The organism is Halobacterium sp. CBA1126 (assembly GCF_009741975.1).
Lineage (GTDB): Archaea > Halobacteriota > Halobacteria > Halobacteriales > Halobacteriaceae > Halobacterium.
Genome location: NZ_WPCF01000078.1, coordinates 1 through 12,597 on the forward strand (window position 1 = coordinate 1; position 12,597 = coordinate 12,597).

12 protein-coding genes and 2 pseudogenes are annotated in these 12,597 nt (G+C 68.0%); all 14 read left to right on the forward strand.

The window, feature by feature from the left end:
- Positions 1-375 (forward strand): annotated as a pseudogene (locus GJ634_RS10960) (TIGR03663 family protein); the annotation flags it as partial.
- Between the two features lie 69 nt (positions 376-444).
- Positions 445-1,596 (forward strand): 5-(carboxyamino)imidazole ribonucleotide synthase, encoded by a 1,152-nt coding sequence (locus GJ634_RS10965; protein WP_331714122.1) that lies wholly within the window; start codon positions 445-447, stop codon positions 1,594-1,596.
- Positions 1,593-2,204: a 5-(carboxyamino)imidazole ribonucleotide mutase gene (gene purE / locus GJ634_RS10970; RefSeq protein ID WP_157502826.1), complete on the forward strand. Its 612-nt coding sequence runs from the start codon at positions 1,593-1,595 to the stop codon at positions 2,202-2,204. Before GJ634_RS10965 ends, purE begins: the two co-directional genes overlap by 4 nt.
- A gap of 134 nt (positions 2,205-2,338) precedes the next feature.
- The gene (locus GJ634_RS10975; RefSeq protein ID WP_157502827.1) at positions 2,339-2,743 is read left to right on the forward strand and encodes an NADH-quinone oxidoreductase subunit A; all 405 of its coding nucleotides are present in this window, start codon (positions 2,339-2,341) and stop codon (positions 2,741-2,743) included.
- Positions 2,733-3,440, forward strand: coding sequence for an NADH-quinone oxidoreductase subunit B (locus GJ634_RS10980; protein ID WP_157502828.1), 708 nt, complete (start codon positions 2,733-2,735; stop codon positions 3,438-3,440). The genes GJ634_RS10975 and GJ634_RS10980 overlap by 11 nt, the downstream gene beginning before the upstream one ends.
- Positions 3,437-5,113, forward strand: coding sequence for an NADH-quinone oxidoreductase subunit D (locus tag GJ634_RS10985; RefSeq protein WP_157502829.1), 1,677 nt, complete (start codon positions 3,437-3,439; stop codon positions 5,111-5,113). Before GJ634_RS10980 ends, GJ634_RS10985 begins: the two co-directional genes overlap by 4 nt.
- Positions 5,114-6,165: pseudogene (locus GJ634_RS10990) on the forward strand (NADH-quinone oxidoreductase subunit H).
- Entirely contained in the window at positions 6,162-6,623 is a 462-nt protein-coding gene (locus GJ634_RS10995) for an NADH-quinone oxidoreductase subunit I (RefSeq protein ID WP_157502830.1), read from the forward strand. The pseudogene GJ634_RS10990 and the gene GJ634_RS10995 overlap by 4 nt, the downstream one beginning before the upstream one ends.
- Positions 6,624-6,681: 58 nt before the next feature.
- Positions 6,682-6,951, forward strand: coding sequence for an NADH-quinone oxidoreductase subunit J (locus tag GJ634_RS11000; protein ID WP_157502831.1), 270 nt, complete (start codon positions 6,682-6,684; stop codon positions 6,949-6,951).
- The gene (locus GJ634_RS11005; RefSeq protein ID WP_157502832.1) at positions 6,948-7,262 is read left to right on the forward strand and encodes a proton-conducting membrane transporter; all 315 of its coding nucleotides are present in this window, start codon (positions 6,948-6,950) and stop codon (positions 7,260-7,262) included. Before GJ634_RS11000 ends, GJ634_RS11005 begins: the two co-directional genes overlap by 4 nt.
- The gene (nuoK, locus tag GJ634_RS11010; protein ID WP_157502833.1) at positions 7,262-7,567 is read left to right on the forward strand and encodes an NADH-quinone oxidoreductase subunit NuoK; all 306 of its coding nucleotides are present in this window, start codon (positions 7,262-7,264) and stop codon (positions 7,565-7,567) included. The genes GJ634_RS11005 and nuoK overlap by 1 nt, the downstream gene beginning before the upstream one ends.
- A gap of 1 nt (position 7,568) precedes the next feature.
- Complete coding sequence (gene nuoL / locus GJ634_RS11015) at positions 7,569-9,647, forward strand: NADH-quinone oxidoreductase subunit L (RefSeq protein ID WP_157502834.1); 2,079 nt, start codon at positions 7,569-7,571, stop codon at positions 9,645-9,647.
- Positions 9,648-11,198, forward strand: coding sequence for a NuoM family protein (locus tag GJ634_RS11020; RefSeq protein WP_157502835.1), 1,551 nt, complete (start codon positions 9,648-9,650; stop codon positions 11,196-11,198).
- Positions 11,198-12,597 (forward strand): NADH-quinone oxidoreductase subunit N (locus GJ634_RS11025; RefSeq protein WP_157502836.1); only part of this gene is annotated, 1,400 nt, incomplete at its 3' end. The genes GJ634_RS11020 and GJ634_RS11025, both read left to right, overlap by 1 nt.

Here is a 12,597-nt window from a genome sequence, read left to right on the forward strand (position 1 = left end):
GGAACCGACGGGACGGACGTCCTCTACTACGGCGAGCGCTTTCACGTCGCCGGTCGAGTACGTACCCCTCGGACCCCGATCGAGGTCGCGGACACTAGTTGGTTCAATCGGCTGCCGCTGCCGTGGTACACCGAGCGCGCGGACGCGACGACCGAGTCCACGCTGCGGCTGACCGAGCCCGCGAACGCGACCGAGCCGCCCAGCGTCGCCGGCACGGACGCGCCGGTCGTCGTGATAGCGGCCGGCGACTACCGGAGCGTCCGCGAGCACCTCGGCCCCGAGTACGAGGGGTGGACGTACGAACTCACGGCGACGAACACGATCGTCGTCGTCTTCGTGGACACCGAGGCGCCGGGCTTCGACGACCCGGCGTGATGGCCACGGACGTGCACACTCCGTCGGTTCGTTCGGCAATTCTTATGCAGGAGTAGGCGGAAGTCGCTGGTGATGACGGTACCCGTGCCCGGAGCGACTGTCGGGGTCGTCGGCGGCGGCCAGCTCGGCCGGATGCTCGCGGAGGCAGCGAGCCCGCTGGGCGTCGAGGTCGTCGTGCTCGACCCGACGCCGGACTGTCCGGCGTGCCCGCCGGCCGCCGACCAGATTACGGCGGCGTTCGACGACGAGGCGGCCGTCCGCGCGCTCGCCGAACGCGCGGACGTGCTCACGTACGAGATCGAGCTCGCGGACCCCGCGGTGCTCGCCGAGGTGAGCGACGAGCACGACGTGCCGGTCCATCCCTCGCCCGGGACGCTGGAGACGATTCAGGACAAGCTCGTGCAGAACCGCGCGTTCGAGGACGCCGGCGTCCCGGTCCCGCCGTTCCGCGGGGTCGACGACGCCGACGACCTCGAGGCCGCGTTCGACGAGTTCGGGCGGCCGCTGATGCTGAAGGCCCGCACGGGCGGCTACGACGGCCGCGGGAACGCGCCCGTCGAGTCGGTCGCCGAAGCCCGCGAGACGTTCGACGGCCTCGACGGGCTGGTCGCCGAGAAGCTCGTGGACTTCGAGCGCGAGCTGTCGGTCATCGCGGCCAGCGGCGACGGCGAGACGGCGACGTTCCCGGTCGCGGAGAACGTCCACGAGGCCGAGATTCTCCGGGAATCCGTGGTCCCCGCGCGCACCAGTGACGCCGTCCGCGAGGAAGCGACGGCCGTGGCACGGGACGTCCTCAACGCGCTCGACGGACGCGGCGTGTTCGGCGTAGAGCTGTTCGAGGTGGACGGCCGGATTCTCGTCAACGAGGTCGCGCCCCGCCCGCACAACTCCGGGCACTACACCATCGAGGGGTGTCACACCTCGCAGTTCGAGCAGTTCGCCCGCGCGCTCTGCGGGCTCCCGCTCGGGGACGCGACGCTGCGCCGGCCGACCGTGATGGCGAACGTCCTCGGCGACCCGGACGGCGAGGAGCGCCCCGCGGAGTTGGAGGGCGTATCGAGCGCGCTGCGGGACGACCGCGTCGCCCTCCACTGGTACGGCAAACGCGACGTGCGCCCGCTCCGGAAGATGGGGCACGTCACCGTCGTCGGCGACGACCGCGGCGAACTCCTGATGCGGGCTCGCGCCGCCCGCGACGCGCTCTCCTTCAGAGACTCATGACCACTGTCACAGACCTCGTCGAGTTGTTCGAAGCGGAAGCACAGCGGGACCGCCCCGACGAACAGACGCCCGACGTCGGCGTCGTCATGGGCAGCGACAGCGACCTCGACGTGATGGCGGGCGCCCACGACGCTCTCACCGACCTCGGGTTCGCGGAAGTCACGGACTACGACGACCCGCCGACCGGCTACACGTTCGAGTCCTGGGTCGTCTCCGCGCACCGGACGCCCGACCTCATGTACGCGTACGCCGAGACGGCCGCCGACCGCAGCCTCGACGTCATCATCGCGGGCGCCGGCGGGAAGTCCGCCGACCTCCCGAACATGACCGCGTCGCTCGCATACCCGATTCCGGTCGTCGGCGTCCCCGTCCAGGAGAAGTCCGTCGACTCCGTCATCGGGATGCCCACGGGGGCGCCCATCACGGCCGTCGACGCCGGGAAGTCGTACAACGCCGGGCTGTCGGCCGCGCAGTTCCTCGCGACCAGCGACGACGAGCTCGCCGAACGGCTCCGGGACCTCCACGCCGAACGGCGCGACGGCGTCGCCGACGTCTCCCGCGAACTCCACGAACGCGGGACGCCGGGGTTCCGCTCGGCGCGGGACTGACGGGCCACCGCCCCGACGTCCGAACGCCGCAGTCGCCCTGAAACCCCAGAATTCCCGCGTCTGCGGGCGTGCGGGCATAAATCAACGTTTATGGGCGTGGGGGCCAAACCTCCGCTCGTCACGGAGACACTCCTATGAATCCATGGATCGCCATCGGTATGTTGGCGCTCGTGGGCATCCTCATCCCCGCTTCGATGATGGTGGTGTCCGCGCTACTGCGCCCGACCGTACCTGAACAAGGGAAGCGAGCCACCTACGAGAGTGGCGAGGTTCCGACGGGGGACGCGCGCGTCCAGTTCAACATCCAGTACTACATGGTCGCGCTGCTGTTCCTCGTGTTCGACATCGAGACCGTTCTCATCTTCCCGTGGACCGTCATCTACCAGGACGCCGTCCAGTCCGCCGGCCTGACGCGTGCGCTGCTGCCGATGCTCGTCTTCATCGGCGTGCTCGTCGTCGGCCTCGCGTGGGCGTGGCGGAAGGGCGTCGTTCAGTGGGTGCGGACACCGCGGCACGGAGGAAAACCACATGAGCAGTGACCAACCACGCGACAGTATTACGGGAACCAGCGAACCGCTGACCGACACCCGCGAGGCCCGAATGGGGGAGGGCGTCGATAGCCGGTTCAACTCGAAGCTTCGGGAGGCGTTCGGCTCGACGCCGTTCATCCTCACGAAGTTCGACAAGTTCATGAACTGGGTTCGCGGGTCGAGCATGTTCATGCTGCAGTTCGGTATCGCGTGCTGCAGCATCGAGATGATGCACACCTACTCGGTCAAACACGACCTGGACCGCTTCCACGCCGGCGTCCCGCGGGCGTCCCCGCGGCAGGCCGACGTGATGATCGTGCCGGGGACCATCGTCTCGAAGTTCGCCCCGCGCATGAAGCGCGTCTACGACCAGATGCCGGAGCCGAAGTTCGTCGTCAACATGGGGAACTGTTCGACCTCCGGCGGCCCCTTCCAGGAGGGGTACAACGTCGTGAAGGGCGCCGAGGAGGTCATCCCGGTCGACATCCACATCCCGGGCTGCCCGCCGCGCCCCGAGGCGCTCGTCTACGGCGTCGCGAAGCTCCAGGAACGCATCGCCAACGGCGAGTCGTCGCCGGTGACGGTCAAGCCCTACGAGCTCGAGGAGTTCGGCGACCTCGACCGGGACGAACTCGTCCAGAAGCTCGCCGACGACATCGACGAGGAGACCCTCGTCATGCGCTACAACTGGGCTGATTCGCCATGAGTGCGTACGAAGAGCGCAACGTCGAACCCCCGACGACGGAGTCGGGCGACGTCGACGGCGACGCCATCGAGGAGCTGCTCGGCGACCACGTCCTCGACCGCGAGGACCACCTGAACGCCGACGCCTACGTCGTCCGCGCGGACGCCGTCCAGGACGTCCTCCAGACGCTGCGCGACGAGGCCGGCTTCGACCACCTCTCCTGTGTCACCGCGGAGGAACACGAGGACCGCTTCGAGAGCATCTACCACCTCAAGCAGTACGACGACCCGACCAACGAGGTCAGCGTCGTCGTGCCGACCTCCCGCGAGGAGCCGGTCAGCGAGAGCGCGGCGCCCGTCTTCCGCACCGCCGACTGGCACGAACGCGAGGCCTACGACCTCGTGGGCGTCCAGTACGAGGACCACCCGAACCTCGAACGCATCCTCCTCCCCGACACGTGGCAGGGCCACCCCCTCGGTCTCGACTACAACCAGGACAAGCCCCAGATCGTCACGTTCGAGGAGAACAAGAACCCGCTGGAGGACCACGCCCGCGGCGGCGAGGACTCGGACACGATGTACCTCAACATCGGTCCCCACCACCCCGCCACGCACGGCGTCCTCCACGTCGAGACGGTGCTGGACGGCGAGCAGGTCGCGGACGTCAACCCCGACATCGGCTACCTCCACCGCTGCGAGGAGCAGATGGCCCAGAAGGGGACGTACCGCTACCAGATCATGCCGTACCCCGACCGCTGGGACTACGGCCCTGGCGGCATCATCAACGAGTGGGCGTACGCCCGCGCCGCCGAGGACCTCGCGGACATCGAGGTCCCCGAGTACGCGCAGGTCATCCGGACGATGGGCGCGGAGATGTGCCGCATCGCCTGCCACCTGCTCGCCACCGCGACGTTCGCGCTGGACCTCTACGGCGACTTCACCGCCATCTTCATGTACGGCATGCGGGACCGGGAGGTCGTCCAGAACCTCCTCGAGGACCTCACCGGCCAGCGCATGATGTTCAACTACCTCCGGCTGGGCGGGGTCGTCTGGGACATCCCCGAGCCCCGCGAGGAGTACTTCGAGAACGTCCGGGACTTCCTCGACGACCTCCCGGCGAAGCTCGACGAGTACCACGACCTCATCACGGAGAACGAGATCTTCCAGTCGCGGTGCGTCGACACCGGCTACCTCGACCCCGAGGTCGCGAAGGACTACGGCGTCACGGGCCCGGTCGCCCGCGGCTCCGGCGTCGACTACGACCTCCGCCGGGACGACTCCTACGGCTACTACGACGAACTCGAGTGGGACGTCGTCACCGAGGACGGCGGCGACAACTTCGCGCGGCTGCTCGTCCGGATGCGCGAGATCGAGGAGTCGGCGCGCATCATCGAGCAGTGCGTCGACCTGCTGGAGGACTGGCCGGAGGACGAGCGCGAGATTCAGGCCAACGTCCCGCGCACCCTCAAGCCCGAGGCCGGCAAGGAGACCTACCGCGCCGTCGAGGGCGCGAAGGGCGAACTCGGCATCTACATCCGCGCTGACGGCACCGAGAAGCCCGGCCGGTTCAAGATCCGCAGCCCCGCGTTCTCGAACCTCTCCGCGCTCCAGGAGATGTCCACCGGGGAGTACATCCCCGACCTCGTCGCGACGCTCGGCAGCCTCGACGTGATTCTCGGGGAGGTGGACCGATAGATGACGACGGCGACGCCACTCCCCGACACCATCAACGACATCCTCGGCATCGGCGGCTTCGCCGGGGAGCTGCTGTCGATGCTGCTGGCCGCGGCGCTCGTCGGCACCATCATGCTGACGATGACGGCGTTCGCGGGCCCGTGGGCGAAGCGGAAGATCACCGCGGCGTTCACTGACCGCATCTCCGTCAACCGCATCGGCCCGATGGGCCTCGGCACCATCATCGTCGACGCCGTCCGCCTGCTGTCGAAAGAGCTCATCATCCCCGAGGGCGCCGACCGGCCCGCGTACGACGTCGCGCCGGTGCTGCTCGCGGGCTCGGCCATCCTCGCTTCGCCGTGATTCCGATGGGCAACGGCATCCAGCTCGCGGACCCCGAGACCGGGCTGGTGTTCGTGTTCGCCGTCGCGTCGATCGCGAGCCTCGGCCTCCTGATGGGCGGGTACGCGTCGAACAACAAGTACAGCCTCCTCGGCGGCCTGCGGGCCGTCGCACAGAACATCGCCTACGAGGTGCCGCTCGTCGTCACCGCGGCCTCCGTCGTGCTGTTCACGGGGTCGCTGCAGATGAGCGAGATCGTCGCCGTCCAGACCGCGGAGCTCGTGACCGTCGCCGGCATCCGGATTCCGGCGTGGTTCGCGTTCGTCAACCCGTTCGCGTTCGTGCTGTTCATGATCGCGAACCTCGCGGAAGTGGGCCGCAACCCCTTCGACACGCCCGAAGCGCCGACCGAGATCATCGGCGGCTACCAGACCGAGTACTCCTCGGTGTACTTCGTGCTGTTCTACCTCGGGGAGTTCGTCCACATCTTCCTCGGCGGCGCCATCATCGCGACGCTGTTCCTCGGCGGCCCGGCGGGCCCGTTCCTGCCCGGGTTCGTCTGGTTCACCATCAAGATCTGGGCGGTGTTCCTGTTCACGCAGTGGTGCCGGTCGGCGGTGCCCCGCGTGCGCATCGACCAGATCATCGAGATCGGCTGGAAGGGCCTGCTGGTCCTTTCGTTCGCTAATCTCGTGCTCACCGCAGTTATCCTCGGGGTGTTCGGACTATGATTGGACTACTCAAAGGGATGGCAACGACGATGAAACACGCCCTCGACGGGGAGACGTTCACCGTCGAGTACCCGGAGGAAGCGCCCGAAGTGAGTCCGCGCTTCCGCGGGGTGCACAAGTTCAGCCAGGAGCGCTGCATCTGGTGTCGCCAGTGCGAGAACGTCTGCCCGAACGACACCATCCAGATCGTCACGGACAAGCAGCGCAACGGCGAGCAGTACAACCTCCACGTCGGCCAGTGCATCTACTGCCGGCTCTGCGAGGAGGTCTGTCCGGTGGACGCGATCCTCCTCACGGAGAACTTCGAGTTCACCGGGGACACGAAACACGACCTCGTGTTCAACAAGGAACAGCTGAAGAACGTGCCGTGGTACAACGACCTCGACCCGCTGGCGTCCCGCGAACCCGACCGGGGTTCCTGGGTCGGCGAAGGCGAAGGCGAGGTCGACTACCAGTAGGCTCGCGCCCGTCTCGAAACGTACAAAGGGCGTATTTGCGAACCACAAGGTGACTGAAATGACGACCGAAACAATCGCGTTCGGGCTGTTCGCGCTACTCACAGTGGCGTGTAGCCTGGGCGCTGTCCTGGTGCGGGACGTGTGGCACTCCGCGCTGCTGCTCGGCGGCTCGCTGTTGAGCTTCGCCGTGCACTACGTGATGTTACAGGCGGAGTTCGTCGCCGCGATGCAGATTCTCGTCTACGTCGGCGGCGTGCTCATCCTCATCACGTTCGCAGTGATGCTCACGCGTCAAACGAGAGGTACAGAAGAGGTGACCAACGCATGACGACGCGGCCACGGCTGCGCGACCCGTCCACGTTCGCGACGGGCGTCGTCGCGGTCGCGCTGTTCGCCGTGCTCGCGGCCGTGTTCCTCGGCGCCGGCTTCGGGGGCGCGGTCGGGTTCGCGGGCGACGTGAACATCACGGCGTCCATCGGCTACGCCCTCATGGGCCTGCTGGACGTCGCGGGCGAGAACACCGCAAGCAGCGAGGGGTTCCTCGCGGCGTTCATCATCATCGCCCTGCTGCTCGACGCCGCCCTCGAAGGGTCGGTGCTGCTCGCGACCCGAGACAACGAAGGAGGTGACGGCGAGTAATGGCGGTCGCCGTCGAGTACTACCTCCTGTTGTCCGCGGCCGTGTTCTGCACGGGCGTGTTCGGCGTGCTCACGCGCGAGAACGCCCTGATGTTCCTCATCAGCGTCGAGCTGATGCTGAACGCCGCGAACATCAACCTCGTGGCGTTCTCGCACTTCTACGGGAACATCACCGGGCAGGTGTTCAGCCTGTTCGTGATGGGACTGGCCGCGGCGGAGGTCGCCGTCGGCCTCGGCATCGTGCTCGTGTTGTACCGGAACTTCGACGACGTCGACGTGCGCAACGCGACGACGATGAGGTGGTAAGATGGTAGGCGCAACTGAGCTCACTCCGGCAATTCCGCTGCTGCCGTTCGCCGCGTTCCTCGTGGCGCTGCTCGTCGGGCACTTCGCGCCCCGCCTGCTGCCGAAGGGCGGCGCCATCCCCGGCATCATCGCGACCGCCGGGTCGCTGCTGCTGTCCCTCTGGACGTTCCTCGCGGTGAGCGGCGGCGGCTACCACGCACAGGACATCTACACGTGGGTCGCCGGCCAGAGCACGTTCAGCCTCCACTTCGGCGTCCTCGTCGACCCGCTGTCGGCGATGATGCTGGTCATCGTGTCGCTGGTCGCGGTCCTCGTCCACGTGTTCAGCCTCGGCTACATGAACGACGAGGGCGAGACCGGCCTGCCGCGGTACTACGCCGGCCTCGGCCTGTTCACGTTCTCGATGCTGGCGTTCGTCGTCGCGGACAACCTCCTGATGGCGTTCATGTTCTTCGAGCTGGTCGGGCTCTGCTCGTACCTGCTCATCGGGTTCCACTTCCGGGAGGCCGGCCCGCCGAGCGCCGCGAAGAAGGCGTTCCTCGTCACGCGCTTCGGGGACTACTTCTTCCTCATCGGCGTCGTCGGCGTCCTCGCGACGTTCGGCACCGCCCGCTTCGTCGCAGTCGGCGACGGCGTCCAGAGCTTCCCGCACCTCGCGGAGCAAGCGCTCGCCGCCGCGGGCGGCGACGGCGCGATGCCCGAACACGTCGCGAGCTTCCTCGACGTCGTGGGTATGGAGCCCCAGACGTGGTTCGCGGTGCTCGGGCTGCTCGTGCTCGGCGGCGTCGTCGGGAAGTCCGCGCAGTTCCCGCTGCACACGTGGCTGCCGGACGCGATGGAGGGGCCGACGCCCGTCTCCGCGCTCATCCACGCCGCGACGATGGTGGCGGCCGGCGTCTACCTCGTCGCGCGCATGTACGGCTTCTACGCGCTGCTCCCGACCGTCCTCGCGGTCATCGCGCTGGTCGGCGGGTTCACGGCGCTGTTCGCCGCGACGATGGGCGTCGTGAAAGACGAGCTCAAGCAGGTGCTGGCGTACTCCACTATCAGCCAGTACGGCTACATGATGCTCGGGCTCGGCGCCGGCGGCTACGTCGCCGCAACCTTCCACCTGATGACCCACGCGTTCTTCAAGGCGCTGCTGTTCCTCGGCGCCGGGTCGGTCATCATCGCGATGCACCACAACGAGGACATGTGGGACATGGGCGGCCTCAAGGAGAAGATGCCCGTGACCTACTACACGTTCCTCTCCGGGAGCCTCGCGCTCGCCGGCATCGTGCCGTTCGCGGGCTTCTGGTCGAAGGACGAAGTGCTGTACTACGCGGTCAACTACGGCCTCGGCGAGAGCCCGATTCTGCTCGCCGCGTACGCGATGGGGCTGCTCGCGGTGTTCTTCACGGGCTTCTACACGTTCCGGATGGTGTTCCTCACCTTCCACGGCGAACCCCGCAGCGACACCGCCCGCGACCCCCACGGCGTCCGGTGGAACGTCAAGCTCCCGCTGGTCGTGCTTGGCGTCCTCGCCGCCACGGCCGGCCTCGTGAACATGACGCCGGTCGCGAAGGTCACCGGCCTCCACATCGAGTTCCTCCACCAGTGGCTGGTCATCCCCGAGGGCAGCGAGTTCGCCGCCCTCGGCTACGACCACTACCACCACCTGCTCGAGGCGTTCGCCGGCTACGGCGCCGCGGGCGTCGGCACGCTCGCTCCCGCCGCCGTCTCGCTGGCGCTCGCGTTCGGCGGCGCCGGCCTCGCGTGGGTGCTGTACAACGTCGACTCGCCGACCGAGCACACGGAGAAGCTCGGCGGCGTCAAGACCGTACTGTACAACAACTACTACCAGGACGAGTACCAGGTGTGGCTCGCCGAGGGCGTCACGCTGCCGCTCGCCCGCGCCGCCGACACCTTCGACCAGGGCATCGTCGACGGCGTCGTCAACGGCGTCAGCAGCGTGAGCCTGTTCGCCGGCAGCCGCCTCAAGCGGATTCAGGACGGGCTCGTCACGCACTACGCCGCCCTGTTGACGCTGAGTCTGGTCGTCCTCCTGGTGGCCTTCGGCCTCCTCGGGGGGTGGTTCTGAATGTTGATCGAAGCACTCATCGCCGTCACGTTGGTTTCGGCGTTCGCCGTCATGCTCGCGCCCGACGAGGTCGCGGGCAAGCTGGCGTTCGCCCTGAGTCTGCTCCCCGTCGCGGGGAGCCTCTGGATGTTCGGACAGTTCGACGCGAGCGGGAACGCGCTCTTCGAGAGCGGGTCGCTCGCGTTCGAGACGACCGCGCGCTGGATCAGCGTCGGCCCGTACGCGCTCAACTGGCACGTCGGCCTCGACGGCATCAGCATGCCGTTGGTCGTGCTGTCGACGATTCTGACGTCGCTGGCCATCGTGAGCGCGTGGACGCCGATTCAGGAGCGCCAGAGCCAGTTCTACTCGCTGATGCTGTTCATGCTGGCGAGCCTCCTGGGCGTGTTCACCGCGCTGGACTTCTTCGTCTGGTTCGTCTTCTGGGAGTTCGTCCTCGTGCCGATGTACTTCCTCATCGGCATCTGGGGCGGCCCGCGCCGGAAGTACGCCGCCATCAAGTTCTTCGTCTACACGAACGTCGCGAGCCTCCTGATGTTCATCGGGTTCGCGGCGCTGGTGTTCTCGCTGAACGTCAACTCCTTCGACATGATCGAGGTCACCGCGGCGCTGGCCGCCAACGACTTCGGCTCGACGTTCGGCCTCGGCGCGGAGACCCTGAAGGTGCTGGCGTTCTTCGCGATGTTCATCGGCTTCGCGGTGAAGGTGCCGATGGTGCCGCTGCACACGTGGCTGCCGGACGCCCACGTGCAGGCCCCCACGCCGGCCTCCGTGATGCTGGCGGGCGTGCTCCTGAAGATGGGGACGTACGCGCTGCTCCGGTTCAACTTCACGATGCTGCCGGGCGTCGCCCGCGACTACGCGGTGCTCATCGCCGCGCTCGCCGTGGTGTCGGTCATCTACGGCGCGATGCTCGCGCTCGCCCAGCAGGACCTCAAGCGCATCGTCGCGTACTCCTCGGTGTCGTCGATGGGGTACGTGCTTCTCGGGCTCGTGGCGTACAACTACTACGGGCTCGGCGGCGCGACCTTCCAGATGGTCGCCCACGGCCTCATCTCCGGCCTGATGTTCATGTGCGTCGGCGTCATCTACAACGTCGCCCACACCCGGATGGTCGGGGACCTCTCCGGCATCGCCGACAAGATGCCGGTGACCGCCGCGGTGTTCGTCGCCGCGGCGTTCGGCTACATGGGGCTGCCGCTGATGGCCGGCTTCGCCGGCGAGCTGTTCATCTTCATCGGCGGCTTCAGCGCGACGTTCCCGTACGCGCAGCTGTTCACGGCGCTGGCGATGTTCGGCATCGTCGTCGTCGCCGGCTACCTGCTGTTCGCGATGCAGCGCGTCCTCTTCGGACCGTTCAGCGCGGACACGGACTACGACATCGTGCCCGCGGCACCCCACGACGCGGTCGCCATCGTCGTGCTGGTCGTGCTGGTCGTCGTGCTCGGGACGGTCCCCGAGGTGTTCTACGGAATGATTCAGGACGCGGTCGACCCGATGGTGGAGTCGCTGCCCGAGGCAACCGCCGTCCTCACGGGGGGTGAGCTCTGATGGTGGAACTGCCGCCGCTGACGCCCCAGCTGCTGCTCGGGCTGACGGCCATCGTGCTGTTCGGCATCGACATCGTCGCCCCCGACACCCGGAAGAACGGGCTGCTGGCGTCGGTGAGCGCGGTCGGCACCGCGAGCGCCGCCGCCGTCGCGGCGTGGTTCCTCGCGGCCGGCACGGGCGACTACCGGTTCGTGCAGTTCGACGGCGCGCTCGTCGTCGACGCGCTGAGCCTGTTCTTCGCGTTCGTCGTCGGCAGCGTCGCCACGCTCGTCGTGGTCGCGAGCTACGACTACGTGGAGGGCGAGGACCACCTCGCCGAGTACTACTCGCTGGTCGTGCTCGCGGCGACGGGGATGACGCTGATGGCGGCCGCCAACAGCCTCGTCACCGTCTTCGTCGCGCTGGAGCTGGCGAGCCTGCCGTCGTACGCGCTCGTCTCGTTCCTGAAGACCGACCGCGGCAGCGTCGAAGCCGGCCTGAAGTACTTCCTCGTCGGCGCGCTGTCCTCGGCGGTGATGGTGTACGGCATCAGTCTCGTGTACGCCACGACCGGCACGCTCCTGCTGGACGGCATCGCGGCGGAGGTCGCGGGCAACCAGTTCGGCGGCGTGCTCGGCCTCGGCGTCCTGATGCTCGCCGGCGGGTTCGCGTTCAAGACGGCCGCCGTGCCGTTCCACTTCTGGGCGCCGGAGGCCTACGAGGGCGCGCCCGCGCCCATCAGCGCGTTCCTCTCGTCGGCGTCGAAGGCAGCCGGCTTCGCGGTCGCGTTCCGCGTGTTCGTGACCGCGTTCCCGCTCGACGCCATCGCCGCGGTGGCCGTCGACTGGTCGCTGCTGTTCGCCGTGCTCGCGGTGGTCACGATGACCCTCGGCAACTTCGCGGCGGCCACGCAGAGCGAGGTCAAGCGGATGCTCGCGTACTCCTCCATCGGGCACGCGGGCTACGTGCTGATGGGGCTCGCCGCGCTCCAGAGCGGCGCCGCGGACGCGAACGCGTTCGTGCTCGGGGCGTCGATGACCCACCTGCTCGTCTACGGCTTCATGAACACGGGCGCGTTCCTGTTCGTCGCGCTCGCCGAGTACTGGAACGTCGGCCGCACGTTCGAGGACTACAACGGCCTCGCGACCCGCGCCCCCGTGGCGTGCGTCGCGATGACCGTGTTCATGTTCAGCCTCGCCGGCCTCCCCGTCGGCGGCGGCTTCGTCTCGAAGTACCTGCTGTTCGCGGGGACCGTGCAGGCCGGCTTCGCGTGGCTCGCCGGCATCGCGGCCATCAACAGCGCGCTGTCGCTGTTCTACTACTCGCGGGTCGTGAAGGCCCTCTGGATCGAGGACCCGAGCGACGACCTCTCGCTGGAGGGGACGCCGACCGGCCTCTACGCCGCCGTCGTCGCCGCCGC

Coding starts and splice junctions, on each gene's coding strand:
- purE (WP_157502826.1), top strand. CDS start 1,593: ATGACCACTGTCACAGACCTCGTCGAGTTGTTCGAAGCGGAAGCACAG.
- GJ634_RS10975 (WP_157502827.1), top strand. CDS start 2,339: ATGAATCCATGGATCGCCATCGGTATGTTGGCGCTCGTGGGCATCCTC.
- GJ634_RS10980 (WP_157502828.1), top strand. CDS start 2,733: ATGAGCAGTGACCAACCACGCGACAGTATTACGGGAACCAGCGAACCG.
- GJ634_RS10985 (WP_157502829.1), top strand. CDS start 3,437: ATGAGTGCGTACGAAGAGCGCAACGTCGAACCCCCGACGACGGAGTCG.
- GJ634_RS10995 (WP_157502830.1), top strand. CDS start 6,162: ATGATTGGACTACTCAAAGGGATGGCAACGACGATGAAACACGCCCTC.
- GJ634_RS11000 (WP_157502831.1), top strand. CDS start 6,682: ATGACGACCGAAACAATCGCGTTCGGGCTGTTCGCGCTACTCACAGTG.
- GJ634_RS11005 (WP_157502832.1), top strand. CDS start 6,948: ATGACGACGCGGCCACGGCTGCGCGACCCGTCCACGTTCGCGACGGGC.
- nuoK (WP_157502833.1), top strand. CDS start 7,262: ATGGCGGTCGCCGTCGAGTACTACCTCCTGTTGTCCGCGGCCGTGTTC.
- nuoL (WP_157502834.1), top strand. CDS start 7,569: ATGGTAGGCGCAACTGAGCTCACTCCGGCAATTCCGCTGCTGCCGTTC.
- GJ634_RS11020 (WP_157502835.1), top strand. CDS start 9,648: ATGTTGATCGAAGCACTCATCGCCGTCACGTTGGTTTCGGCGTTCGCC.